The organism is Pseudomonas sp. Irchel 3H7 (assembly GCF_900187605.1).
Lineage (GTDB): Bacteria > Pseudomonadota > Gammaproteobacteria > Pseudomonadales > Pseudomonadaceae > Aquipseudomonas.
Genome location: NZ_FYEA01000014.1, coordinates 93,635 through 117,662 on the forward strand (window position 1 = coordinate 93,635; position 24,028 = coordinate 117,662).

The following is a 24,028-nucleotide window of genomic DNA, read 5'->3' on the forward strand; positions in this document are numbered from 1 at the left end:
TTATCCATGGACAGCAGCAACAGTTGGCGCGAACGGCTTTACGTGATGATTTTCCAGAGCGATACCCGCGCCGGGCGTCGCTTCGACGGCATCCTGCTGTTGATCATCCTCGCCAGTCTGGTGATCGTGATGCTCGACAGTATCGACAGCATTCACCAGAACTACGCGAACGTGCTGGCCTACATCGAGTGGGGCTTCACGATCATCTTTCTCGGTGAGTACATCCTGCGCCTGTACTGCTCGCCCAAGCCGTTGCGCTACGCCTTCAGCTTTTACGGGCTGGTGGATTTGCTGGCAATCGTGCCGGGCATCCTTGCGCTGTATTACAGCGATGCGCAGTACCTGCTGATTATCCGGATCATCCGCATGTTGCGGATTTTCCGTGTGCTCAAGCTCAGCCCGTACCTCAAGCAAGCCAATTACCTGATGTCGGCGCTGCGCGGCAGCAAGCAGAAAATCGTCGTGTTTCTGGTCAGCGTCTGCACCTTGGTGACGGTGTTTGGCACGTTGATGTATGTGATCGAAGGCCCGGAGCATGGTTTCACCAGCATTCCCAAAGGCATCTATTGGGCGATCGTCACGTTGACCACCGTGGGTTTCGGCGACATCGTGCCGAAGACCCCGCTGGGCCAAGTGATTTCGTCGCTGGTGATGATCACCGGTTACTCGATCATCGCCGTGCCGACGGGGATTTTCACCGCCGAACTGGCCAACGCCATGCGCGGTGAACAGCTGCAACACGACTGCCCGGTGTGCAAGAAAAACAGCCATGAACATGGTGCGGCGTTTTGCTCGCGATGCGGCAATGCATTGTTCAAGAAACTGGAATAAGCAAAGAGCTTTTTAATCTTTAAACGACTATGCGCACCCCGTTATAGTCAGTGGCAATTGAACATCACCCCCTGCTCCTACACAGATAAAACAAGGAATGCGCAGTGAAAAAACTCTTTGGCGCCTCACTTCTCGCCGCCGGTCTGGCCTTGGCCAACATCGCTCAGGCAGCCCCGACGCTGCTCAACGTTTCCTACGACGTGATGCGCGATTTCTACAAGGACTACAACACTGCGTTCCAGAAACACTGGCAGGCCGAGCACAACGAAAACATCACCGTGCAGATGTCCTTCGGCGGCTCGAGCAAGCAAGCGCGCTCGGTGATCGATGGCCTGCCGGCTGACGTCATCACCATGAACATGGCCACCGACATCAACGCCCTCGCCGACAACGGCAAACTGGTGCCGGAGAACTGGGTCACGCGTCTGCCGAACAACAGCGCGCCGTTCACCTCGGCCACGGTGTTTATCGTGCGCAAAGGCAACCCGAAAGCCCTGAAAGACTGGCCGGATCTGCTCAAGGACGGCGTGCAAGTGATCGTGCCAAACCCGAAAACCTCGGGTAACGGCCGCTACACCTATCTGTCGGCTTGGGGTTACGTGCTGAAGAATGGTGGTGACGAGAACAAGGCCAAGGATTTCGTCGGCAAACTGTTCAAGCAAGCGCCGGTACTGGACACCGGTGGCCGCGCCGCCACCACGACCTTCATGACCAACCAGATCGGCGACGTGCTGGTGACCTTCGAAAACGAAGCGGAAATGATTGCTCGCGAGTTTGGTCGTGATCAGTTTGAAGTCGTCTACCCGAGTGTTTCGGCTGAGGCCGAGCCGCCGGTATCGGTGGTCGATAAAGTGGTCGACAAGAAAGGTTCGCGCGCGGCGGCGGATGAGTACCTGAAGTACCTGTGGTCGCCGGAAGGTCAGGAAATTGCGGCGGCAAACTACCTGCGTCCGCGTGATCCGGCGGTGTTGGCGAAGTACACCGATCGTTTCCCGAAAGTTGATTTCCTCTCGGTGGAGAAGACCTTTGGTGACTGGCGTACGGTGCAGAAGACCCACTTTAATGATGGTGGGGTTTTTGATCAGATTTATAGCGGGCAGTAAGGTTTAAGCAGGCGTGAAAAAGGCGATCCACTGAGGTCGCCTTTTTTTGTGGCCGCTTTACCCTCACCCCAGCCCTCTCCCAGAGGGAGAGGGGGCCGACCGAAGTGTCTGGCGTCAGACATCGACCTGAAATATCGAGTCGATTATGGATTCACTGAAGCAAGTTCAGGTCGGTGTACCTCTCAAGCATCCCCCAATCAGTCCCCTCTACCTCCGGGCGGTCCGACGTTTCGGGAGGGCTAGGGTGAGGGGCTTTTACATCGGCGGCGTCACCCCATCCTTACCCGCAGAAATCGATTGCGCCGTCAGCGTGCCATCCGCACCCTGCGTGACGAACGTAACAATCTTCACCCCAACCTTCAGCAAGCTCCGATCCCCCGGCTCGAGATTCACGATCGGCACATCCTCCGGCACCAGAATCTTCTGCTGCCCGCCCTTGTAGTTCACCGTCAGCACCCGCCCGTTGCTCACCACCAGATCGCCGACGCTGCCATTGGTCATGCTGCTGCCCTTAGCCAGATCGAACGGTCGATGACCATCGCCACTTCCGGCTAATTCCGGCGGAAACACATGCACTTCCAGCGCCTTGAGCGTGCCGTCCTCCTGTGGCATCGCCGCCGAACCAATGTAACTGCCGGGTTTGATGTCTTCGATATTGGCCAGGGTGACCGCGCGAACCTTGGTGTCGCCTGTCAACCGGATCACCACGTTCTCGCCGCTGTTGACGTGGACTTTCAGTGAATCGGCGCTGACCCCGGTAATCTCGCCGCGCACGCCGAGGCGCATCCCCGGTGCATCAGCGGCCTGCACGCTCGTCGCGCCCAGCAGGCTGATCAGAACAATCGTTGCAGTAAGGCGAAGCTTCATTGCAATCCTCCGGTCATCAATGTTGTACAAGCCAATGCAAACATAAGCACGCTATCGAACAGGATGTAAGTGAATGTATCATCGCCCCCTGACGGTCGGACGCAAGGTTCGCCGATGGATGACATGCGACAGCCACGGTCATTGCGCAACGGAATAACTGATATCGACCGAAGGCGCCTTCTGCCCATCGGGTTTGTCCCATAGCCTCACCGCATTCCCTTTCGCTGGATCGAGAAACCTTATGACCGCCACCACTCACGCAATGACCCGAGGCATGGTGCTGCTGTTCGCCTTCTGCTGCGGCGCCATCGTTGCCAACATCTACTACGCGCAGCCGATCATCGGCCTGATCGCGCCGGACATCGGTCTCTCCGACACCATGGCCAGCTTCATCGTCTCGCTGACGCAGATCGGTTATGCGCTGGGCCTGTTTTTTTTGGTGCCACTGGGTGATCTGCTGGAGAACCGCCGGTTGATGATCATCACCACCGTGGTGGCGATCGCCAGCCTGTTGGCGGCGGCGTTTACCGATCAGCCGAATGTGTTCCTGCTGATCTCGCTCCTGGTGGGTTTCAGTTCGGTGTCGGTGCAGATTCTGATTCCACTGGCAGCGCATCTCGCGCCGGAAGAGTCTCGCGGTCGTGTGGTCGGCGGGATCATGGGTGGTTTGCTGCTGGGTATTCTGTTGGCACGGCCGGTGTCGAGCGTGGTGGCCGACCATTTGGGCTGGCGCGCGATGTTCATGATTGCCGCCGCATTGATGGCAGCGATCAGCGTTGTATTGGCGTTGACCGTGCCCAAACGCCAGCCTGATCACAGCGCCACCTATGGTCAGTTGATCGGTTCGCTGTGGACTCTGCTGCGCCAGCAACCGGTACTGCGCCAAAGGGCGTTTTATCAGGGCTGCATGTTCGCCACGTTCAGCCTGTTCTGGACCGCCGTGCCGCTGGAACTGGCGCGCAACCATGGTTTGTCGCAAAGCGAAATCGCCATCTTCGCCCTGGTCGGCGCCATCGGTGCCATCGCCGCGCCGATCAGCGGACGCCTGGCCGACGCCGGCCACACCCGCATCGCCTCGCTGCTGGCCATGCTCTTCGCCAGCCTGAGTTTCCTGCCCGCCTTCATCCACCCGGCCTACAGCGTCATCGGCCTGGCCGTGACCGGCGTGGTGCTCGACTTCTGCGTACAGATGAACATGGTCCTCGGCCAGCGTGCGGTGTACTCACTGGACGCGAAAAGCCGTGGCCGTCTGAACGCGCTGTACATGACCAGCATCTTCATCGGTGGTGCCTTCGGCTCGTCGGTGGCCAGTGCGGTGTACGAGCATGGCGGCTGGTTGTGGATCGTGATTGTCGGCAGTGTTTTTCCGCTGTTGGCGCTGTTGCGGTTTTTGAGTGTTTCGCAGCGTGGTTCATTGGCAGCAGCGTAAGGCGGCAAAAGCTTCGCGAGCAGGCTCGCTCCCACAGGTTATTCATTTAGCCTGGGGGAGCGATGAGGCTTAATATCGAACCAGCTTTTCCATCGCCGCATCGGCCAGAAAGGAGGAGCGGCTTTTGACGTTGTGTTCGCGCACGTAACGGTCGATGCGCTGAATCACGTAACCGGGCAGCGTTACGTTGACCTTTTCGGTTTTGCCGAGATAGGGCGAAATGTCCAGCTCAAGCATGCCCCAGCCCATCTCGGCAAATTCTGGATTACTGCGATGAGCGGATGCCGAAGTCGGCATAGGAATCGACTCCCCGTCCGCCGCAATCTCCTGCAGCATGATATGGGCGACTTCGACCGCCGCCTTGTAGGCATCTTCAAAGCTGTCCCCTGCCGTAACGGCGCCGGGAATATCGGGGATCTGAATACCGATGGCAGTGTTCTCGTCTCCCCACTCGATACAGATTGGATATTGCATTACGGATCTCCTTCGAAACTGGCTGGCGGGTTGTACAACCCGGCACGCCGCCTGATGCTTTTGACCGTTCCCAACGGCCAATCCTTTTTCAGATGTGGGACGGGAATCGTGTACGGGTTGTATCGGTGCTTGAAGATGTGATGACTGCCGGTGACCCGATCCAGCGTCCAGCCTGCCTCCTCCAGCTCCTTGATCAATAGCCTGCTCTGCACCAACCGCCTCCTTGCCTTGGTCTCACAAAAATAACTCTAGGGTTATATTTACTCAAGCACAGAAATTGGCAGAACGACGTCTGGTTGTTTTACAGGGTGTGATTGAAACTGCTAAACCCTGAGCGCTGTGCAGCACTTCCATGAGCAATTTCTGTGAGAACCCAACAGGCACACAGCAAAACGGCGATCCGAAGATCGCCGTTTTCATTTACTGCCCGAATTGCTTGCCCAACCCCGGTGGCACGCCGTGGATGTTGGTGTCTTCCCACGGGCCGTTAGGGCTGACGGAGCGGCTCCAACCGTTGTTCCAGCGGTAGTAGGTGCGCTGGCGGTAGAAGGTGTTGGTCTGGTCGTCGAGGACGTAGACGCCGAGTTTCTGGTCCCAGTGGCTGTTGCCGCCCGGTGGCGGGGCGAAGCTGGCCGAGGTGCGCGGCACCGGTTTGGCCGGTTTCGCCGGGATGCTTTTGCCAGGCGTCGGCGAAGTCGACGGGGTCGGGCTTGGTTGCGACGGCGGGATTGGCGGCAAATTCGTCGTCGGTTCCGGTCGTTGCACCGCACATGCACTCAAGCCCAGGGCCAGTGTGAGGACTGTGATTCGGGCGATGGTGTGCATGGCGGTGCTTTCCTGTTGTGTCCGGCTATTTGTCCGGGCTGTCGATGGTCAGTTTTTGTAGCGCAGTGGTGCTGCTGGCCAGAGGGCCGCTGCGACCGACCCACTCGCCGGCAGTCGGTTGGCCGGCGCGGGAGATGCGCGCAACCAGTTGGACTTCAGGGAAGTTCGACAGTTTCAACTGCGGCATCATTGCGTCAGCATCGCCCAGTTCGACGGTCACCGGCAGATCGGCCACGGTCAGGCGTTTGGCTGCCAGCGGTGCCGGTGGACCGGAGGTGGCGCGGGCGAAAATGAACACGCTGTCGCCCGGTTGCACTTTGCTTCTGAGTTCGCTGGCCAGATCGACGCTGACTTTCAACAAAGCGGCTTTCGCGGCTACGGGCGCCTGAGCGACCTTGCCGCCACTGGCTTCCAGACGTTCGGCGGCGCGTTTGATCCCGCCTTGCAGCGCGGCGCGGGAGCTATCCTCAGGCGGCAGTTGCGCCAGCAGACGGTTCCAGTAGTCGATGGCTTCCTGATAACGCTCGCCTTCAAACGCAGCGATACCGAGCAAACCAAGGCTGGTCACTTCTTTCGGATCCGCCTTCAGCGCTTCGTCAGTCAGGGCCTGAATCTTCGCCGACCACTTTTTGCCATCAGCAAAATACTGCGCCTGCGCCCACTGACCGAGCAGCTCCGGTTGACGTCCGGCCAGATTGGCAGCGCGTTCGAACATCTTCGCCGCGTCCGCCGGACGCTCTTGCGCCATGTAGGTACGACCGAGGAAATACAGGCCTTCGGCAGAATCCGGTTGCGCCGCAACAGCACGTTCCAGACGCTGGGTCATTTCTTCCATCGACTGCGGTGCCTGGGCAAATTCGCGGGTCAGCTCGACTTTGTCGGCAGCACCGAAGTGCATATACAGGCCGAGGCCCAGCACTGGCACCAAGACTGCCGCCAGCAGCGGCAACGGTTTACCCAGTTTCGAGATACGCGGTGCGGCAACCCCTTCGGTATCGGCCAGCAACTCACGCGCCGCCTCGGCACGACCGCTGTCCATTTGCGCGGCGTCGAGCACGCCTTCAGCCTGTTGCGATTGCAACTCGGCGACGCGCTCCTGATACAGCGCAACGTTCAGGGCAGTACGATCCTCTTCACGCTGGGCGCGACGTTCGCGCAAAACCGGGATCAGCAGAAAACTCAGGGCGACCAGAAGCAACAGCCCTGCGGCAAGCCAGAAATCAATCATTCTTGGTTTTTATCCAACAGTTGGTCGAGGCGCTGACGCTCTTCGCTGGACAGCGCTTGCGGAGTCTCGGCACGCTGGCCGCGACGACGGCGGACGATCACCGCGATCACCACCAGACCACCGAGCAGCAGGCCGGCCGGGCCGAACCAGAGCAGAGCAGTCTTGGCGTTGAGCGCCGGTTTGTAGCGAACGAAATCACCGTAGCGATCGACCATGAAGTCGATGATCTGCTGGTTGTCCTTGCCCTCGCCGAGCATGCGGAAAATCTCTTTGCGCAGGTCCGCGGCAATCGGTGCGTTGGAGTCAGCGATGTCCTGGTTCTGGCACTTGGGGCAGCGCAGTTCCTTGGTCAACTCGCGAAAACGCTCACGATCGCCTTCTTTGGCGAACTCGTAGGTGTCGATGGCGGCATGGGCGACACCGACCAGACTCAAACCCAATATCAGCGCAGCCATAAAGCGCTTCATGGCTTGGCCTCATCGACCAGCGCCTGATACTTGGCTGCGAGTTTTTCGCGCCAGACTTGTTCATCAATCACGCCGACATACTTGTCGCGGATGATGCCCTTGGCGTCGATGAAAAAGGTTTCCGGCGCGCCGTAGACGCCGAGGTTCAGTCCCAGCGAGCCCTCGTCGTCACGGATGTCCAGCGCATACGGATTGTGGAATTCGGCCAGCCACTTCAAGGCATCAGCGTTGGTGTCCTTGTAGTTGATGCCGTAGATCACCACGCCGCGCTCGGCGAGTTTGTTCAGCACCGGATGCTCGACCCGGCAGGAAATGCACCAGGTGCCCCAAACGTTGACCAGCGCCGGTTTGCCGAGAATGTCAGCTTTGGTCAGGCTCTTGTCGCCCTGCACGTTGGGCAGGGAAAACTCCGGGAACGGCTTGTTGATCATCGCCGACGGCAACTCCGCCGGATCGAGATACAGACCGCGATAAAGAAACACCGCCACCAGCAGAAAAATCGCCAGTGGCACCAGCATCAACCAACGTCTCATGCAGCCGCTCCCGTCATGCCCAGTGCTTCACGCACCTTGGCTTTCACCTTGACCCGATAACGTCGATCCAGCGCCGCCAGCAATCCACCAAAACCAGTGAGCAAGCCGCCGAACCAGATCCAGCGCACGAACGGTTTGACGTGCACGCGCACCGCCCACGCGCCGTTGTCCAGCGGTTCACCGAGGGCGACGTAAAGGTCACGGGTGAAACCGGCGTCGATACCGGCTTCGGTCATCACCGAGTTCTGCACGGTGTACAGACGTTTTTCCGGGTGCAGCACGCTGACTTCCTTGCCGTCACGAATGACCCGAATCGTGCCTTTGTCCGAGGTGAAGTTCGGCCCTTCGAAGTGCTTGGCGCCTTCGAAGACGAAGTGATAACCGGCCAGATCCATCGACTCGCCCGGTGCCAGACGCAGATCGCGTTCGGCACTGTTCTGACTCGACAACACCACGCCGAGCGCACACACGGCGATGCCGAGGTGCGCGATCTGCATGCCCCAATAACTGCGGGTCAGGGTCGGTAAACCTTTGATCAAGCCTTTGTGCCGGGTCTTGTCGACGATGTCGCGCGCACCGGCGAGCAATACCCACGCAGCGAGCAGGAAGGTCGCGACCACCGCCCAGTTGAAATCGCCGTAAGCGACACCGGCCACCACCGCCAGCGCGACGCTGCCGAGCAGCACCGGGGTCAGCATGCCGGCCAGCCATTTCACCGGCGTGTCTTTCCAGCGCACGATCACGCCGACCGCCATGACCATCATCAGCAGCGCCATCAACGGAATGAACAGCGCGTTGAAGTACGGCGGGCCGACCGACATTTTCGCGCCGCTCAGGGCATCAAGAATCAGCGGATACAGCGTACCGAGCAGAATCATCGACGCAGCAACGACCAGCACCAGGTTGTTGCCCAGCAGCAGGGTTTCCCGCGACCACAGGTTGAAACCGACCTGACTCTTGACCACGGGTGCGCGCAGGGCGAACAGCGTCAGCGAGCCGCCGACCACGAACAACAGAAAGATCAGGATGAACACGCCGCGCTCCGGATCGGAGGCAAACGCATGCACCGAAGTCAGCACGCCGGAACGCACGAGGAACGTACCAAGCAGGCTCAGCGAAAACGCAGCAATCGCCAGCAACACCGTCCAGCTCTTGAACACGCCACGTTTTTCCGTGACCGCCAGCGAGTGAATCAGCGCGGTGCCGACCAGCCATGGCATGAACGAGGCGTTTTCCACCGGGTCCCAGAACCACCAGCCACCCCAGCCGAGTTCGTAATACGCCCACCACGAACCGAGGGTAATACCGATGCCGAGGAAGGCCCAGGCAACGATGGTCCACGGACGCGACCAGCGTGCCCACGCGGCATCAAGGCGACCGCCCATCAACGCGGCGATAGCGAAGGCGAACGCCACCGAAAAACCGACGTAACCCATGTACAACATCGGCGGGTGCACGATCAGGCCGATGTCTTGCAACAGTGGATTGAGGTCAGCGCCATTGCTGGGCATTTGCGGCAGGATGCGTTTGAACGGGTTGGACGTGAGGATCAGGAACAGCAGGAAACCGGTGCTGATCATGCCCATCACCGCCAGCACTCGCGCCAGCATGACTTGCGGCAACTGCCGCGAGAACACCGACACGGCAAAGGTCCAGCCACCGAGAATCAGGGCCCAGAGCAGCAACGACCCTTCGTGGGCGCCCCACACTGCACTGAATTTGTAGTACCACGGCAACGCGGTATTGGAGTTGTTCGCCACATAGGCGACGGAGAAGTCATCGGTCATGAACGCGTAGGTCAGAATGCCGAACGCGAACAGCAAAAACGCAAACTGCCCCCACGCGGCAGGCTGGGCCAGACTCATCCAGAAACGGTCGCCGCGCCAGGCGCCAATCAATGGCACCACGGCCTGCACCAGCGCAAAACACAGCGCCAGGATCATCGCCAGATGACCGAGTTCAGGAATAAAAATTGCCGATGTCATCGATCAACCCTCCTTCGCAGGCGTTGGTGCCGATTGACCGCTGTCTTTCAAGGCTTTGGTCACTTCCGGCGGCATGTACTTCTCGTCGTGCTTGGCCAGCACTTCATCGGCCACTACCACGCCGTCGGCGTTGAGCTTGCCGAGGGCGACGATGCCCTGCCCTTCGCGGAACAGATCCGGGAGGATGCCGCGATAGGCGATGGTCACGGATTTATTGAAGTCGGTGACGACGAATTTGACGTCCAGCGAATCTTTCGAGCGCTGCAACGAACCGGCCTCAACCATGCCTCCGGCGCGAATGCGCGTGTCTTGCGGCGCTTCGCCGTTGGCGATCTGGGTCGGCGTGTAGAACAGATTGATGTTCTGCTGCAGGGCGCTGAGGGCCAGGCCGACGGCAGCGCCGACCCCGACCAGAATGGCCAGAATGATGATCAGACGTTTCTTGCGCAGCGGATTCACTTGCCGTTCTCCCGGCGCAGACGACGCGCCTCTTGTTGCAGATAGCGCTTGCGGGCCGCAATCGGCGCCACCACGTTGAGGACCAGCACCGCCAGACAGATGCCGTAGGCCGACCAGACATACAGGCCATGATGGCCCATGGCGAGGAAGTCGCCGAATGAAGCAAAACTCATCGAGCGGCCTCCAGACTGTGCTGCACTTCTTCTTTCACCCAACTGGCGCGGGCTTCGCGCTTGAGCACTTCAAGGCGCATGCGCAGCAACAGCACGGCGCCGAAGAAGCAGTAGAAACCCAGCACCGTCAGCAGCAGTGGCAGCCACATTTCCGCCGGCATCGCCGGTTTTTCGGTGAGGGTGAAGGTCGCGCCCTGGTGCAGGGTGTTCCACCACTCCACCGAGTATTTGATGATCGGAATGTTGATCACACCGACGATGGCCAGCACGGCGCAGGCCTTGGCGGCGCTGTCGCGGTTGCTGATGGCATTGCCCAGCGCGATCACGCCGAAGTACAGAAACAGCAGAATCAGCATCGAGGTCAGACGCGCGTCCCAGACCCACCACGAGCCCCACGTCGGTTTGCCCCAGATCGCCCCGGTGACCAGCGCTACGGCGGTCATCCACGCGCCGATCGGTGCGGCGCATTGCAGGGCGACGTCGGCCAGTTTCATCTTCCACACCAGCCCGACCACACCGCACACCGCCAGCATCACGTAGATCGACTGTGCGAGCATCGCGGCAGGTACGTGGATATAGATGATGCGAAAGCTGTTGCCTTGCTGATAATCCGGCGGCGCGAAGGCCAGGCCCCAAACGACGCCGACGCCAATCAGCAGCAACGCTGCGATGCTCAGCCATGGCAAGAACTTGCTGCTGATGCCGTAGAACCACTTGGGCGAGCCGAGCTTGTGAAACCAGGTCCAGTTCATACTGTTTCCATCACGGGTGCCGCTCATCGGTGTGAGCAGTCTCAGGGTCTTTGCTGGTTAAATTTTAACCAGACCTCATTATTCGCCGACGCTGATCTTCAGGCCAGCAGCTATTGCAAACGGTGTCAGGGTGATCGCCAGGGCGGTCAGGCTACCCAGCCACAGCAGATACCCGGTCGCCGGCATGCCTTGTAGAGCGGCCTGCAAGGCGCCACTGCCAAGGATCAACACCGGGATGTACAACGGCAAAATCAGCAGCGCCAGCAACAGGCCGCCACGCTTCAAACCGACCGTCAGCGCCGCGCCCACCGCGCCGAGCAAGCTCAGCACCGGTGTTCCCAGCAGCAACGAAAGCAGCAAAACCGGCAGACAGGCGGCAGGCAAACCGAGCATCAACGCCAGCAGCGGTGAGAGCAGAACCAGTGCCAGACCGGAGAAAAGCCAGTGTGCCAGCACCTTGGCCAAGACCAGAAGTGGCAGCGGGTGCGACGAAAGGACCCACTGTTCCAGGGATCCGTCTTCGAAATCACTGCGGAACAGCCCGTCCAGCGAGAGCAGGACCGACAACAGCGCCGCCACCCAGACTAACCCGGGGGACAGGTTTTGCAACACTTGAGTTTCCGGGCCGACGGCCAGCGGGAACAATGCGATGACGATGGCGAAGAAAATCAGTGGATTGGCCAGTTCCGCCGGGCGGCGAAACAGCAATCGGGATTCACGGGCAACCAGCAGGCCAAACACACTCATACTGCCCAGTTCCCCAGATCGATGTCGCGATAACCGGCCGGCATCCGGCTCAGCGTGTGGTGCGTGGTCAACACCACCAGACCACCGCGTTCGCAGTGCCCGGCCAGATGTTCTTCGAGCTGCGCCACGCCTTGCTTGTCCAGCGCGGTGAACGGCTCATCGAGAATCCACAGCGGCGGGCTGTCGAGATACAAGCGTGCCAGCGCCACGCGGCGCTGCTGACCGGCGGACAGGCTATGGCAGGGAACATCTTCGAAACCGCGCAATCCTACAGCTGCCAGCGCTTGCCAGATGGCCTCGCGTTCGGCGGGATGATGCAGCGCGCAGAGCCAGGAGAGGTTTTCTTCCGGGGTCAGCAAATCCTTGATCCCGGCGGCGTGGCCGATCCACAGCAGGTTGCGTGCGAGTTCGCTGCGTTGTTCGCTCAGCGGCTGGCCATTGAGCAGGACTTGCCCGGCGGTCGGCTGCATCAACCCGGATAGCAGGCGTAACAGGCTGGTCTTGCCGCTGCCGTTGGGTCCGCTGATCTGCACCATATCGCCACTGGCGAGTCTCAATTCGAGATTTTCGAAGAGCAGCCGCAGATCACGTTCACACGCGAGGGCAACGGTTTGCAGGACAGGACTGGTCAAGGGATCACGGGCCTTATACGGTTCAAGTCGGCTCTGGCGCGGCCGTTAAAGAGATGCAGCATAGATGCATTGACGGCTCGATCTAGAGAGCTGGGTCAAACAATTGCTATGTTTTTTATTCGAAGCGCAAGACGGGCGGCATTATACATGTCGTGCCTTACTCTCAAGAGTGCAATTTCCTCAGGTTGTGTCCGCGTATGACAGGCGAAATGAACATCCTCCCGCTCCCGCCCACCACCCCGGCGACCGTTCGCCCGCAGGTCGGTGAGCTGCTCAAGCTTTTGACCCCGGTCGAAGGCCTGATCGGCGCCGGGCAAAGCGCCAAAGCCGAGGTGTTGTCGCTCAAACAGGCGGATCAGACTTTTCAGTTATTGCTCAAGGTGACCGTCGACGGCGGACGCCAGACCACCGTGCAGGCGACCAGCAATCTGCCGTTGCCGCAAGGCACCAGCCTGGCGATCACCCAGCCCTCGGCGGGCAACCTGGCGATTACCGTGCAGCAGGCGATTGCCAGCAGCGTCGCCACCCTCACCCGCATCGACACCGCGCAATTGCCGGTCGGCACGCTGCTGCAAGGCAAAGTGCTGACCTCGCAGGCGCTACCGCAGACGCCGGGGCAGGCAGCGGTGTTCCGCTCGCTGGTCAGCCTGCTCAACACCGCACAGAGCGGCAGCACATTGACCATCGACAGCCCGCAGCCGCTGCGCATTGGCACCTTGCTGTCGGCGTTGGTGGAAGACTCACAAACCCTCAAGTTTCTGCCGATGAGCAGCCGCCAGGAACAACTGGCAGTCAGTCAGCAACTGCTCGGTCAGCAAAGTCGTCAGGCCTCCCTGACAGGGTTGCTGAATGCTTTGCAGAATCTGCCGAGCGATACCGATCAGACATCGCAGGATTTGCGCGCGGTGGTCGACAAACTCCTTGCCAGCCTGCCAGACGTGCAACAACTGAGCACCGCCAAAGGCGTCGCGCTGGCGCTGGCCAACAGCGGCGCGTTCCTCGAAGCAAAACTGCTGACCGGCCAGAACCCGACGCTGGCTCCGGACATGAAAGCCGATCTGCTCAAGCTGATCGCACAACTGACCCCGGGCCTGCCGAGCAGCACCAGTTTCAACGCGATCATCGCCGCCAACACCTTGGCGCAAGCGCTGCCGAGCTTCGTCCGTAACGCCCTCGGCATGCTCGGCCAGGTCAGCGCCAAACCGGTGCCCAGCAGCTTCCCGCTGCCCGAGCGTTTGCTGCAAAGTCAGGACGGCGAAGGCGATCTGGAGCAATTGCTGCGCCTCGCTGCTGCCGCGGTTTCGCGCCTGCAAAGCCATCAACTGTCGAGCCTGGAGCAGACCGGCGTCACCGACGATGGGCGCCTGCTCAGCACCTGGCAACTGGAAATTCCCATGCGCAATCTGCAGGACATCGTGCCGTTGCAGGTCAAGTTTCAGCGTGAAGAAGCGCCGGAGCGAGAACCGCAACCCAACGAACGCCGCGACGAGCGCGAGCCCAAGCAGCAACTGTGGCGCGTCGATCTGGCGTTCGACATGGAACCGCTCGGGCCGATGCAGATTCAGGCGCAGTTGATCGCCGGCAGCCTGTCCAGCCAACTGTGGGCCGAACGGCCTTACACCGCCGACCTGATCGGCAACAACCTGTTCGCCCTGCGCCAGCGCCTGCTCGATCGCGGGCTGAACGTTGGCGACATCGACTGCCACCTCGGCACCCCGCCGCAGGGCAACCAAACCCGCCTCGAACACCGCTGGGTCGACGAAACCGCATGAACGATTCCACTGCCCCACGCCAGGCCATCGCCCTCAAGTACGACGGCAACCACGCCCCGACCCTCACCGCCAAGGGTGATGATGAACTGGCCGAAGAAATCCTGCGCATTGCTCGTGATTGCGAAGTGCCGATCTATGAGAATGCTGAATTGGTGCGCTTGCTGGCGAGGATGGAACTGGGCGACAGCATTCCCGAAGAGCTGTATCGCACCATCGCCGAGATCATCGCGTTTGCGTGGAATCTGAAGGGCAAATTCCCCGAGGGGCAGGACCCGAATGCGCCGATGGTCGAGAAGGACATCACTGATCGCGGCGATGATTATTAAGCCTTAAAAGCAAAAGATCGCAGCCTTCGGCAGCTCCTACATTGGAATGCGTTTCCCTGTAGGAGCTGCCGAAGGCTGCGATCTTTTGATCTTGCTTCTAGTTCTTGTGAAGCTTGCGCATCAACTCCGCCTCAGCCTGGGTCAACCCACAGGACTGAGTCAGTTCATCGACGCTTGCGCCCATGCCTACCAGTTTCGCCGCCTGGGCGAATGACAGGCTCGACGGGTCGCGTTGTTCAAGCGCGACAATCTTGTCCGGCAACGGACTCACCACCGCGCGCAACTCGTGCAGGGCGTCGCCCATGCGCACATTGCCGTTCTGGTAATCGTCGACACGCTTGGCCAGTTCCTTGATGCGCTGATCACGCAGCGCATCGCCCTGGGCCTGTTGCGCAGCGATGACGCGCTGCGCCTTGATGTACGACACAAACATTGCCAGCGTGCCTGCCCAGAAGAGGAACAGGACAATGACCGCGACCTCGAGAATCAATCAGATATTCTCCAGGTCCGACCATTCTTCTTCGCTCATCATCTTGTCCAGCTCGACCAGGATCAGCAACTCGTTGTTCTTGTTGCACACGCCCTGGATGAACTTGGCCGATTCTTCGTTGCCGACGTTTGGCGCCGTCTCGATTTCCGACTGACGCAGGTAAACCACTTCGGCCACGCTGTCGACCATGATGCCGACGACTTGCTTATCGGCTTCGATGATGACGATACGGGTGTTGTCGCTGATCTCGCCGCTGTTCAGGCCGAAGCGCTGACGAGTGTCGATCACGGTGACCACGTTACCGCGCAGGTTGATGATGCCCAGCACGTAGCTCGGTGCACCTGGCACTGGAGCGATCTCGGTGTAGCGCAGCACTTCCTGAACGCGCATCACGTTGATGCCGTAGGTTTCGTTGTCCAGTTTGAAGGTTACCCATTGCAGGATCGGATCTTCAGAACCTTTTGCATTCGTCGCCTGACTACTCATACCCTGACCCCTCGAAAAAACCGCTCTGAGCGGTGTGCGTTCTGTGTGGCGGCATTCAACAATGCCGTCGCCTGATTGTTATGTCGGCAGCTATGTCGGTTTATGTAGCGGCTTGTGGCCGCCGAGGTGCTTTGCCCCACCGCTGGCGATCAACTCGGCCAGTGCGGAAACGTCAAGCAATGCACACATGTGCTCAATCACGGTGCCGGCGAGCCATGGCCGCTGACCCCGGTGACTTCTCCATTTGATTTCATTCGGGTCCAGACGCAACGAGCGGCTGACCTGATGCACTGCCAGCCCCCACTCGTAACCTTGTACCGAAATCACGTACTGCAGGCCCTGACGGAAGTCATCGCGATAGCGATCGGGCATGACCCAGCGCGCGGTGTCCAGCACTTTCAGGTTGCCGGCCTGGCTCGGCAGAATCCCGAGGAACCATTCCGGCTGACCGAACAACGGCGTCAGCTCATGGCCGGCCAGCGAATAGATCGAGCCGAGGCACACCAGCGGCACGGCGAGGGTCAGGCCAGCGACGTCGAACAGCAGGCATTCGAAGGCTTCCGAGGCCCACGCCGGACGTCCGTCGGTTTCCACCGGTGGCGGCGTGTTGTTCGGCGGCAGATGCACTTCCACCAGCGGCGGAACCAGCGTCTGCTCGACGGGTGCGGGTGCGACGGGTGCCGGAGCTGGTTCGACCACGACCGGTTCCGGCGCGGTTTTCAGCAATTGGGTTTGCAGCAGCGGAGCGAGCGTCGAGACCGATGCACGAACCGGCGCTGCTTCCTCGATCAAAGCCACCGGCGCTTTGGCAACCGCTGCAACGGCAGGCGCGGCAACCGGCGCAGCAGGCCTGGCCGCTTTCTGCGCGTCACGCGCCTGCTCTTCCAGCACCGCGGCCTGAAACTCGTCCAGCGCCTCGCTGCTTTCCACAACTTCAGGCTGCGCCTCAATGACCGGCGGCAGCTCCTCAGGAATTTCCTGCAGCAAATTATCCAGATAAGACTGCAGCGCCAATTGCGGCTTCGACGTCAACTTGACCGGCCGATTCATACGCAACCCCATGTAGGAGCTGCCGCAGGCTGCGATCTTTTGATCTTTTCAGGAGCGCCACAAAGCAAGATCAAAAGATCGCAGCCTGCGGCAGCTCCTACAAGGTTCAACGTCATTCAAGCCACCTGCGGAACAAGTTGTTGCGCCAACAGATGCTTGAGCAGCGCGCGATACGCCAGCACGCCACGGCTCTTGCCGTCGAATTGCGAAGGCGTTACGCCGGCCCGGCTGGCATCGCGCAGACGAGTATCGACCGGGATATAACCCTGCCAGATCTCTTCTGGGAATTTGTCGCGCAGCACACGCAAGGTATGCATCGATGCCTGCGTACGGCGATCGAACAGGGTCGGCACGATACTGAACGGCAACGCCTGTTTGCGCGAGCGATTGATCATCGCCAAGGTGTTGACCATGCGTTCCAAGCCTTTGACGGCCAAGTGTTCGGTCTGCACCGGGATCACCAGTTGCTGGCTCGCCGCCAGGGCGTTGACCATCAGTACGCCGAGCAACGGCGGGCTGTCAATCACCGCGTAATCGAAGTCCTGCCACAGCTGCGCCAGACTCTTGGCGATTACCAGACCCAGGCCACTCTGCCCCGGCGACTGACGCTCAAGGGTTGCCAGCGCGGTGCTCGATGGCAGCAGCGAAATACGTTCGTCACTGGTCGACAACAGCAGCTGCCCCGGCAGGCCTTGCGGCACGCTGCCCTTGTGCAGAAACAGGTCGTAGTTGCTGTGTTCCAGGCTGTCGGGGTCGTAGCCGAAATAGCTGGTCATCGAGCCGTGCGGGTCGAGATCGACCACAACCACGCGCTTGCCCGCCTCGGCCAGCAATCCGGCTAAAGCGATGGAAGATGTGGTTTTACCGACACCACCCTTTTGATTGGCGACTGCCCAGACTCTCATTCGGTTCGTTCCTCCCGGCCGATATGCTCGACCGAGACATAGCTCAGCGTGTTAATGCGGGTGACGGAGAATTGACGGCACTCTCGCGTCCCGGCGTCTTGACCGGGGTCGGTGCAGTTTGTGTGCCAGCCCGCTTCAATGCAGCGTCCGGTTGCGCATTGGCGGTTCCGGTGCCCGTGAGGCTGCGGCGCACATCGAGATTGCGCGACACCACCAGCACCACACGACGGTTTTTCGCACGGCCTTCAGCGGTGGCGTTATTGGCGACCGGCTGGAACTCACCGTAACCGACCGAGGCCAGGCGGCCAGGATTGACACCCTGCATCGCCAGCATGCGCACGATGCTCGCCGAACGCGCCGAAGACAGCTCCCAGTTGGTCGGGTACTGCGCGGTGCGGATCGGCTGATCATCGGTGAAACCTTCGACGTGGATCGGGTTATCGAACGGCTTCAGAATCGCCGCGACCTTGTCGATGATGTTGAAGGCGATGTCGCTTGGCATGGCGTCACCGCTGCCGAACAACAGGCTGGAGTTGAGTTCGATCTCGACCCACAGTTCGTTGCCACGCACGGTCATCTGATTAGAGCTGATCAAGTCACCGAAGGCGGCGCTGATGTCATCGGCAATGCTTTTCAGTGGATCGCTGGCGCCGGCGATACCGGCGTCGACCTGTTCGGCGTCCTTGACCAGCGGCTTGGCCGGGGTCACGGTCTTCGGTCGTTCATCACCAATCGGGATCGGTTTGAGCGAGCGGTCGGAGTCGGTGAAGACCCCGATCAGCGCTTCGGAAATGACTTTGTACTTACCTTCGTTGATCGACGAAATCGAGTACATCACCACGAAGAACGCGAACAGTAGCGTGATGAAATCCGCGTAGGACACGAGCCAGCGCTCGTGATTGACGTGTTCTTCCTGGTGGCGACGACGAGCCATGAGGTTATTCCCTTAATCCATGAAGCCTTGCAGCTTCAACTCAATGGAGCGAGGGTTTTCACCTTCGGCGATCGACAGGATCCCTTCCAACAACATTTCGCGATAACGCGACTGCCGCAACGCGATTGACTTCAGCTTGGCCGCCACCGGCAGCAACACCAGGTTGGCACTGGCCACGCCGTAAATGGTCGCGACGAACGCCACGGCGATGCCGCTGCCCAGTTGCGTCGGATCGGCGAGGTTGCCCATCACGTGAATCAGGCCCATCACCGCACCGATAATGCCGATGGTTGGCGCGTAGCCGCCCATGCTTTCAAAGACTTTCGCCGCCTCGATGTCGCGGGCTTCCTGGGTGTAGAAATCCACTTCGAGGATGCTGCGGATCGCTTCCGGCTCAGCACCGTCGACCAGCAGTTGCAGGCCTTTGCGCGAGTAGTTGTCCGGTTCGGCATCCGCCACGCCTTCCAAGCCCAGCAGGCCTTCCTTGCGCGCGGTGAGGCTCCAGTTGACCACGCGATCAATGCCACCGGCCAGATCGACCCGTGGCGGAAACAGAATCCAGGCGAGGATCTGCATGGCGCGTTTGAACGCGCTCATCGGCGATTGCAGCAGTGCGGCACCGACGGTGCCGCCCAGTACGATCAATGCCGCCGGGCCGTTGGCCAGCGCACCGAGGTGACCACCTTCAAGGTAGTTACCGCCGATGATGGCGACGAACGCCATGATGATCCCGATAAGGCTTAAAACATCCATCAGAGACACGCCTCGACAATGTGTTTGCCGATGTCGTCGAGGCTGTATACCGCGTCGGCGAGGTCGGCTTTAACGATGGCCATCGGCATGCCGTAGATCACGCAACTGGCTTCGTCCTGCGCCCACACCGCGCTGCCGCCCTGCTTGAGCAGACGTGCGCCTTCACGGCCGTCAGCGCCCATGCCGGTCAACACCACCGCCAGAACTTTGTCGCCGTAGGATTTCGCCGCCGAACCGAAAGTGATGTCCACGCACGGCTTGTAGTTCAGACGTTCGTCGCCCGGGAGGATTTTCACCGCGCCACGGCCGTCGATCATCATTTGCTTGCCACCCGGCGCGAGCAACGCCAGGCCCGGACGCAGGATGTCGCCATCCTCGGCTTCCTTGACGCTGATGCGGCAGAGCTTGTCGAGACGTTCGGCAAATGCCTTGGTGAATGCCGCCGGCATGTGCTGGATCAGCACGATCGGCGCCGGGAAATTCGCTGGCAACTGAGTCAGCACGCGTTGCAGCGCCACCGGGCCGCCCGTCGACGTACCGATGGCAACCAGTTTATAGGCTTTGCGTTTCGGTGCCGGCGACGAAGCGCTGGCAGCCGGAGCACGGCTTGGAGCAGGTGCATGCACAGGCGCGGGTGTCGGACGTGCCGGTGCGCTGGTGCTGTGGCTGCTGAAGCTGGATGGCGCCGGAGCAGGCGTCGGTGCTGCGGCTGGAGCCGGCGCACTGTAAGCACTGAAACGACGGTTACTGCGCGAGATGCTATGCACCTTTTCGCACAGCAACTGTTTGACCTTCTCCGGGTTACGCGAGATGTCTTCGAAATTCTTCGGCAGGAAATCCACCGCACCGGCGTCCAGCGCATCCAGGGTGACCCGGGCGCCTTCGTGCGTCAGCGAGGAGAACATCAACACCGGGGTCGGGCAGCGCTGCATGATGTGCCGCACTGCCGTGATGCCGTCCATCATTGGCATCTCGTAGTCCATGGTGATCACGTCCGGCTTGAGCGCCAGCGCCTGATCGATCGCCTCTTTACCGTTGGTGGCGGTGCCGACCACCTGAATGCTCGGATCCGCTGAAAGAATTTCCGAGACGCGGCGGCGGAAAAAACCCGAATCGTCCACCACCAGGACTTTGACTGCCATAAACACTCCATTAGGTGCAGCGGGACGTTGTCGCCCCGCCGCCCCGGATTCAAATACGCCGTGCGGCGTAACGCTTGAGCATGCTTGGAACATCGAGAATCAGCGCGATGCGGCCGTCACCGGTAATGGTGGCGCCGGACATGCCCGGAGTGCCCTGCAGCATTTTGCCCAATGGCTTGATGACCACTTCTTCCTGACCGACCAGTTGATCGACGACGAAGCCGATCCGCTGCGTGCCCACCGAAAGGATCACCACGTGGCCTTCACGCTGCTCTTCGTGAGCGGCGGAGCTGACCAGCCAGCGCTTGAGGTAGAACAATGGCAGCGCCTTGTCCCGCACGATCACCACTTCCTGACCGTCGACGACGTTGGTGGTCGACAGGTCGAGGTGGAAGATTTCGTTGACGTTGACCAGCGGGAACGCAAACGCCTGATTGCCGAGCATGACCATCAGGGTTGGCATGATCGCGAGGGTCAGCGGCACCTTGATGACGATCTTCGAGCCCTGGCCCTTGGTCGAGTAGATGTTGATCGAACCGTTGAGCTGGGAAATCTTGGTCTTCACCACGTCCATGCCGACACCGCGGCCGGACACGTCGGAGATCTCGGTCTTGGTCGAGAAACCCGGGGCGAAAATCAGGTTGTAGCACTCGGTATCGCTGAGGCGATCGGCCGCGTCCTTGTCCATCACACCGCGTTTTACCGCGATGGCACGCAGGACATTCGGGTCCATGCCTTTGCCGTCATCGGAAATCGACAGCAGGATATGGTCGCCCTCTTGCTCGGCTGCCAGCACCACGCGACCACCACGGGCCTTGCCCGACGCTTCGCGTTCTTCTGGCGATTCGATGCCGTGGTCGACGGCGTTGCGCACCAAGTGGACCAGCGGGTCGGCCAGGGCCTCGACAAGGTTTTTGTCGAGGTCGGTTTCTTCACCCACCAGTTCCAGGTTGATCTCTTTCTTCAGCTGACGTGCGAGGTCACGAACCAGACGCGGGAAGCGCCCGAAGACCTTCTTGATCGGCTGCATCCGCGTCTTCATCACCGCGGTCTGCAAGTCAGCCGTGACCACGTCGAGGTTCGACACGGCCTTTTGCATGGCTTCATCGCCGCTGTTCAGGCCCAGGCGCACCAGACGGTTACGCACCAGCACCAACTCGCCGACCATGTTCATGATTTCGTCGAGACGTGCCGTGTCGACACGCACGGTGGTTTCGGCTTCGCTCGCCGGTTTTTCCGGTGGCGGTGTCGCCGGCGCACGGGCCGGAGCCGGTGCAGCAGCGGCAGCCGGTTTTGGCGCTTCGGCTTTTGGCTCAGGCTTGGGCGCGGCTTTCGGCGCAGCAGCGGGAGCGGCCGCAGCCTTGGCGGCAGGCGCAGCCACCGTCGAAGCGGCGCCGGCAGTCGCGGCACCAACATCAGTGAACTTGCCTTTGCCATGCAATTCGTCGAGCAGCGATTCGAACTCGTGATCGCTGATCAGATCGCTGCCGGCAGCAGCCGCCGCTGGAGCAGCAGGCGCCGGTGCCGAGGCAATCGCCGACTCCAGCGCATCGACGGCAAAGTTGCCCTTGCCATGCAACTGATCGAGCAGTGCTTCGAATTCGTCGTCGGTGATGTCGGAGCTGTCGCCCTTGGCCGGTGCCGCAGGGGCTGCCGCCGCTGGCGCAACCGCGTCCACCGCGAACTGGCCCTTGCCGTGCAACTGATCGAGCAACGACTCGAACTCGGCATCGGTGATTTCATCGCTCGCGGCTTCAGCGGCCGTTTGCGCAGGGGCAGCAGCGGCCGGGGCTTCGGCTTCGGCCTTGACGGCGTTCAGCGAGTCCAGCAGTTGCTCGAATTCGTTATCAGTGATGTCGCCCGAGGAATCGCCTTCAACGACCAGTTCTTCGATCATCTCGGCCACCGGCGAAGCCGGGGCTGCGTCCGCCGCTTGCGGTTCGGCCAGGCGCGCCAGGGCGGCCAGCAGCTCCGGAGTGGCGGCGGTGATCGGAGCACGCTCGCGGACTTCGCTGAACATGCTGTTCACCGCGTCCAGTGCTTCGAGGACAACGTCCATCAGTTCTGCATCAACGCGACGCTCACCCTTGCGCAGGATGTCGAACACGTTTTCGGCGATGTGACAGCACTCCACCAGCTCATTGAGCTGAAGGAAGCCGGCGCCCCCTTTTACAGTGTGGAAACCGCGAAAAATTGCGTTGAGCAGATCTGCGTCATCCGGACGGCTTTCCAGCTCGACCAGTTGTTCGGACAGTTGCTCAAGAATCTCGCCGGCCTCAACCAGGAAATCCTGAAGGATCTCTTCATCGGCGCCGAAGCTCATTAATGGGGTGCTCCTACAGGTCTAAAAACCCAAAAAACCTAAAATTCCAAAACTCTAGAACCCGAGGCTGGATAACAAATCGTCCACATCGTCCTGACCGGACACAACGTCTTCTCGTTTATCGGCATGAATCTGCGGACCTTCACCCTGCGAGAGATGTTTTTGTGGATCTTTTTCTGCAAGCATCGCGGCGCGGTCATGTTCGATGCCCGCAAAGCGGTCGACCTGACTGGCCATGAGCACGAGTTTGAGCAAATTGCTTTCGACTTCGGTGACCAGTTGGGTCACACGCTTGATCACCTGACCGGTCAGGTCCTGGTAATCCTGGGCCAGCAGGATGTCGTTGAGATTGCTCGACACCGCACGGTTGTCCGTGCTGCTGCGTGACAGAAAACCGTCGACCCGGCGCGCCAGTTCACGGAACTCTTCAGCCCCGACCTCGCGACGCATGAAGCGGCCCCAATCGGCGCTCAAGGTCTGGGCTTCATCAGCCAGACTGTTGACCACCGGCGTGGCGCTTTCCACCAGATCCATGGTGCGGTTGGCCGCGGCCTCTGTCAGCTTGACCACATAGCCCAGGCGTTCGGTGGCGTCGGTGATTTGCGACACTTCCTCGGCCTGCGGCATGTTCGGGTCGATCTGGAAGTTGACGATCGCACTGTGCAGTTCACGTGTGAGCTTGCCCACTTCCTGGTACAGGCCACGGTCACGGGTCTGATTGAGCTCATGGATCAGTTGCACAGCGTCGCCGAACCTGCCTTTTTCAAGGCTTTCGACCAGTTCGACCGCGTGTTTTTTCAGGGTCGACTCGAAATCGCCCTGTGAAGATTCGTTATGCTCCATAGCTCCCCCGCGCGTTCATCAGCCGATGCGTTCGAAAATCTTCTCGATTTTGTCTTTCAACGCCTGAGCCGTGAAAGGTTTGACTACGTAGCCGTTTACACCGGCCTGAGCGGCTTCAATGATCTGCTCGCGCTTGGCTTCTGCAGTCACCATCAGCACTGGCAGGTGCTTGAGCTTTTCATCGGCACGCACGTGGCGCAGCAGGTCGATACCGGTCATGCCCGGCATGTTCCAGTCCGTTACCAGAAAGTCGATGCTGCCGCTGTTGAGCACTGGAATGGCAGTCACGCCATCGTCAGCCTCGACGGTGTTGGTGAACCCAAGATCACGCAGCAGGTTCTTGATGATCCGCCGCATCGTTGAGAAGTCATCAACGATGAGGATTTTCATGTCTTTGTTCAATTCGACCTCCAAGCAGTCTTAAACGCGCCCAGCACCTGGACGCGCCACTTCAATCAATCGGCTTAGCACTCGAAGACTGTCTGGAGCACAACAGAGC

General features: G+C 60.2%; 28 protein-coding genes. 5 read left to right on the forward strand and 23 right to left on the reverse strand.

Annotated elements, in window-relative coordinates; translation table 11 throughout:
• The first annotated feature begins 6 nt into the window (after window positions 1-6).
• Both CKW38_RS25015 and CKW38_RS25020 read left to right on the forward strand, forming a co-directional pair.
• Complete coding sequence (locus tag CKW38_RS25015) at window positions 7-831, forward strand: ion transporter (protein WP_038363916.1); 825 nt, start codon at window positions 7-9, stop codon at window positions 829-831.
• Window positions 832-935: 104 nt separating this feature from the next.
• On the forward strand, window positions 936-1,934 hold the full coding sequence (locus CKW38_RS25020) for a sulfate ABC transporter substrate-binding protein (RefSeq protein WP_007950301.1): 999 nt from the start codon (window positions 936-938) through the stop codon (window positions 1,932-1,934).
• A 255-nt stretch (window positions 1,935-2,189) separates the two neighbouring features.
• On the opposite strand, the gene CKW38_RS25025 is transcribed toward CKW38_RS25020, so the two are convergent.
• A complete protein-coding gene (locus tag CKW38_RS25025) occupies window positions 2,190-2,801 on the reverse strand; it encodes a DUF5666 domain-containing protein (RefSeq protein WP_095114132.1) in 612 nt (203 codons plus the stop codon).
• 241 nt (window positions 2,802-3,042) lie between these two features.
• On the opposite strand from CKW38_RS25025, the gene CKW38_RS25030 reads away from it, so the two are divergent.
• The gene (locus CKW38_RS25030) at window positions 3,043-4,230 is read left to right on the forward strand and encodes an MFS transporter (protein WP_007919947.1); all 1,188 of its coding nucleotides are present in this window, start codon (window positions 3,043-3,045) and stop codon (window positions 4,228-4,230) included.
• Between the two features lie 69 nt (window positions 4,231-4,299).
• Here CKW38_RS25030 and CKW38_RS25035 read toward each other — a convergent pair whose 3' ends face one another.
• The 12 genes from CKW38_RS25035 to ccmA all read right to left on the reverse strand — a co-directional run bounded on the left by CKW38_RS25035 (window position 4,300) and on the right by ccmA (window position 12,505).
• Window positions 4,300-4,704 (reverse strand): type II toxin-antitoxin system HicB family antitoxin, encoded by a 405-nt coding sequence (locus CKW38_RS25035; protein WP_038363904.1) that lies wholly within the window; start codon window positions 4,702-4,704, stop codon window positions 4,300-4,302.
• Entirely contained in the window at window positions 4,704-4,916 is a 213-nt protein-coding gene (locus CKW38_RS25040) for a type II toxin-antitoxin system HicA family toxin (protein WP_095114133.1), read from the reverse strand. The genes CKW38_RS25035 and CKW38_RS25040 overlap by 1 nt, the downstream gene beginning before the upstream one ends.
• Before the next feature lie 208 nt (window positions 4,917-5,124).
• Window positions 5,125-5,529 (reverse strand): hypothetical protein, encoded by a 405-nt coding sequence (locus CKW38_RS25045; protein WP_016987493.1) that lies wholly within the window; start codon window positions 5,527-5,529, stop codon window positions 5,125-5,127.
• A gap of 25 nt (window positions 5,530-5,554) precedes the next feature.
• Window positions 5,555-6,757 carry a c-type cytochrome biogenesis protein CcmI gene (gene ccmI, locus CKW38_RS25050; RefSeq protein ID WP_007919959.1) on the reverse strand — a complete coding sequence of 401 codons (1,203 nt, stop codon included), beginning with the start codon at window positions 6,755-6,757 and terminating at the stop codon, window positions 5,555-5,557.
• On the reverse strand, window positions 6,754-7,224 hold the full coding sequence (locus CKW38_RS25055) for a cytochrome c-type biogenesis protein (protein WP_007919960.1): 471 nt from the start codon (window positions 7,222-7,224) through the stop codon (window positions 6,754-6,756). Before CKW38_RS25055 ends, ccmI begins: the two co-directional genes overlap by 4 nt.
• Complete coding sequence (locus CKW38_RS25060) at window positions 7,221-7,757, reverse strand: DsbE family thiol:disulfide interchange protein (protein ID WP_007919961.1); 537 nt, start codon at window positions 7,755-7,757, stop codon at window positions 7,221-7,223. The genes CKW38_RS25055 and CKW38_RS25060 overlap by 4 nt, the downstream gene beginning before the upstream one ends.
• The gene (locus CKW38_RS25065; RefSeq protein ID WP_095114134.1) at window positions 7,754-9,742 is read right to left on the reverse strand and encodes a heme lyase CcmF/NrfE family subunit; all 1,989 of its coding nucleotides are present in this window, start codon (window positions 9,740-9,742) and stop codon (window positions 7,754-7,756) included. The genes CKW38_RS25060 and CKW38_RS25065 overlap by 4 nt, the downstream gene beginning before the upstream one ends.
• A gap of 3 nt (window positions 9,743-9,745) precedes the next feature.
• Window positions 9,746-10,201 (reverse strand): cytochrome c maturation protein CcmE, encoded by a 456-nt coding sequence (ccmE, locus tag CKW38_RS25070; RefSeq protein WP_007919964.1) that lies wholly within the window; start codon window positions 10,199-10,201, stop codon window positions 9,746-9,748.
• Window positions 10,198-10,374, reverse strand: coding sequence for a heme exporter protein CcmD (ccmD, locus tag CKW38_RS25075; RefSeq protein ID WP_007919966.1), 177 nt, complete (start codon window positions 10,372-10,374; stop codon window positions 10,198-10,200). The genes ccmE and ccmD overlap by 4 nt, the downstream gene beginning before the upstream one ends.
• Complete coding sequence (locus CKW38_RS25080) at window positions 10,371-11,126, reverse strand: heme ABC transporter permease (protein ID WP_016987487.1); 756 nt, start codon at window positions 11,124-11,126, stop codon at window positions 10,371-10,373. Before CKW38_RS25080 ends, ccmD begins: the two co-directional genes overlap by 4 nt.
• Window positions 11,127-11,204: 78 nt before the next feature.
• The gene (gene ccmB, locus CKW38_RS25085; protein WP_007919970.1) at window positions 11,205-11,873 is read right to left on the reverse strand and encodes a heme exporter protein CcmB; all 669 of its coding nucleotides are present in this window, start codon (window positions 11,871-11,873) and stop codon (window positions 11,205-11,207) included.
• Window positions 11,870-12,505, reverse strand: coding sequence for a cytochrome c biogenesis heme-transporting ATPase CcmA (ccmA, locus tag CKW38_RS25090; protein ID WP_095114135.1), 636 nt, complete (start codon window positions 12,503-12,505; stop codon window positions 11,870-11,872). The genes ccmB and ccmA overlap by 4 nt, the downstream gene beginning before the upstream one ends.
• A gap of 197 nt (window positions 12,506-12,702) precedes the next feature.
• Between ccmA and CKW38_RS25095 the strand changes: the two genes are divergently transcribed.
• Both CKW38_RS25095 and CKW38_RS25100 read left to right on the forward strand, forming a co-directional pair.
• A complete protein-coding gene (locus CKW38_RS25095; RefSeq protein ID WP_095114136.1) occupies window positions 12,703-14,277 on the forward strand; it encodes a flagellar hook-length control protein FliK in 1,575 nt (524 codons plus the stop codon).
• Window positions 14,274-14,603 (forward strand): EscU/YscU/HrcU family type III secretion system export apparatus switch protein, encoded by a 330-nt coding sequence (locus tag CKW38_RS25100; protein ID WP_007919976.1) that lies wholly within the window; start codon window positions 14,274-14,276, stop codon window positions 14,601-14,603. The genes CKW38_RS25095 and CKW38_RS25100 overlap by 4 nt, the downstream gene beginning before the upstream one ends.
• A gap of 97 nt (window positions 14,604-14,700) precedes the next feature.
• Here the strand turns inward: CKW38_RS25100 and CKW38_RS25105 are convergent, their stop codons facing one another.
• The 10 genes from CKW38_RS25105 to CKW38_RS25150 all read right to left on the reverse strand — a co-directional run bounded on the left by CKW38_RS25105 (window position 14,701) and on the right by CKW38_RS25150 (window position 23,919).
• Window positions 14,701-15,093, reverse strand: a complete 393-nt coding sequence (locus CKW38_RS25105; protein WP_007919978.1) for a DUF2802 domain-containing protein — start codon at window positions 15,091-15,093, stop codon at window positions 14,701-14,703.
• A complete protein-coding gene (locus tag CKW38_RS25110; protein WP_007919980.1) occupies window positions 15,094-15,579 on the reverse strand; it encodes a chemotaxis protein CheW in 486 nt (161 codons plus the stop codon).
• 90 nt (window positions 15,580-15,669) lie between these two features.
• Window positions 15,670-16,629 (reverse strand): CheW domain-containing protein, encoded by a 960-nt coding sequence (locus tag CKW38_RS25115; RefSeq protein WP_095114137.1) that lies wholly within the window; start codon window positions 16,627-16,629, stop codon window positions 15,670-15,672.
• Between the two features lie 116 nt (window positions 16,630-16,745).
• Window positions 16,746-17,534 carry a ParA family protein gene (locus tag CKW38_RS25120; RefSeq protein ID WP_007919990.1) on the reverse strand — a complete coding sequence of 263 codons (789 nt, stop codon included), beginning with the start codon at window positions 17,532-17,534 and terminating at the stop codon, window positions 16,746-16,748.
• Between the two features lie 43 nt (window positions 17,535-17,577).
• Window positions 17,578-18,468: a flagellar motor protein MotD gene (gene motD / locus CKW38_RS25125; protein WP_007919992.1), complete on the reverse strand. Its 891-nt coding sequence runs from the start codon at window positions 18,466-18,468 to the stop codon at window positions 17,578-17,580.
• A gap of 12 nt (window positions 18,469-18,480) precedes the next feature.
• Entirely contained in the window at window positions 18,481-19,221 is a 741-nt protein-coding gene (locus CKW38_RS25130; protein WP_007919994.1) for a flagellar motor protein, read from the reverse strand.
• Window positions 19,221-20,363 carry a chemotaxis response regulator protein-glutamate methylesterase gene (locus CKW38_RS25135; RefSeq protein ID WP_095114138.1) on the reverse strand — a complete coding sequence of 381 codons (1,143 nt, stop codon included), beginning with the start codon at window positions 20,361-20,363 and terminating at the stop codon, window positions 19,221-19,223. The genes CKW38_RS25130 and CKW38_RS25135 overlap by 1 nt, the downstream gene beginning before the upstream one ends.
• A 49-nt stretch (window positions 20,364-20,412) precedes the next feature.
• Window positions 20,413-22,686 carry a chemotaxis protein CheA gene (locus CKW38_RS25140; protein ID WP_095114139.1) on the reverse strand — a complete coding sequence of 758 codons (2,274 nt, stop codon included), beginning with the start codon at window positions 22,684-22,686 and terminating at the stop codon, window positions 20,413-20,415.
• Between the two features lie 54 nt (window positions 22,687-22,740).
• Window positions 22,741-23,529, reverse strand: coding sequence for a protein phosphatase CheZ (locus tag CKW38_RS25145; protein ID WP_007920000.1), 789 nt, complete (start codon window positions 23,527-23,529; stop codon window positions 22,741-22,743).
• An 18-nt stretch (window positions 23,530-23,547) separates the two neighbouring features.
• Window positions 23,548-23,919 carry a chemotaxis response regulator CheY gene (locus tag CKW38_RS25150; RefSeq protein WP_161986607.1) on the reverse strand — a complete coding sequence of 124 codons (372 nt, stop codon included), beginning with the start codon at window positions 23,917-23,919 and terminating at the stop codon, window positions 23,548-23,550.
• Between the last annotated feature and the right edge of the window lie 109 nt (window positions 23,920-24,028).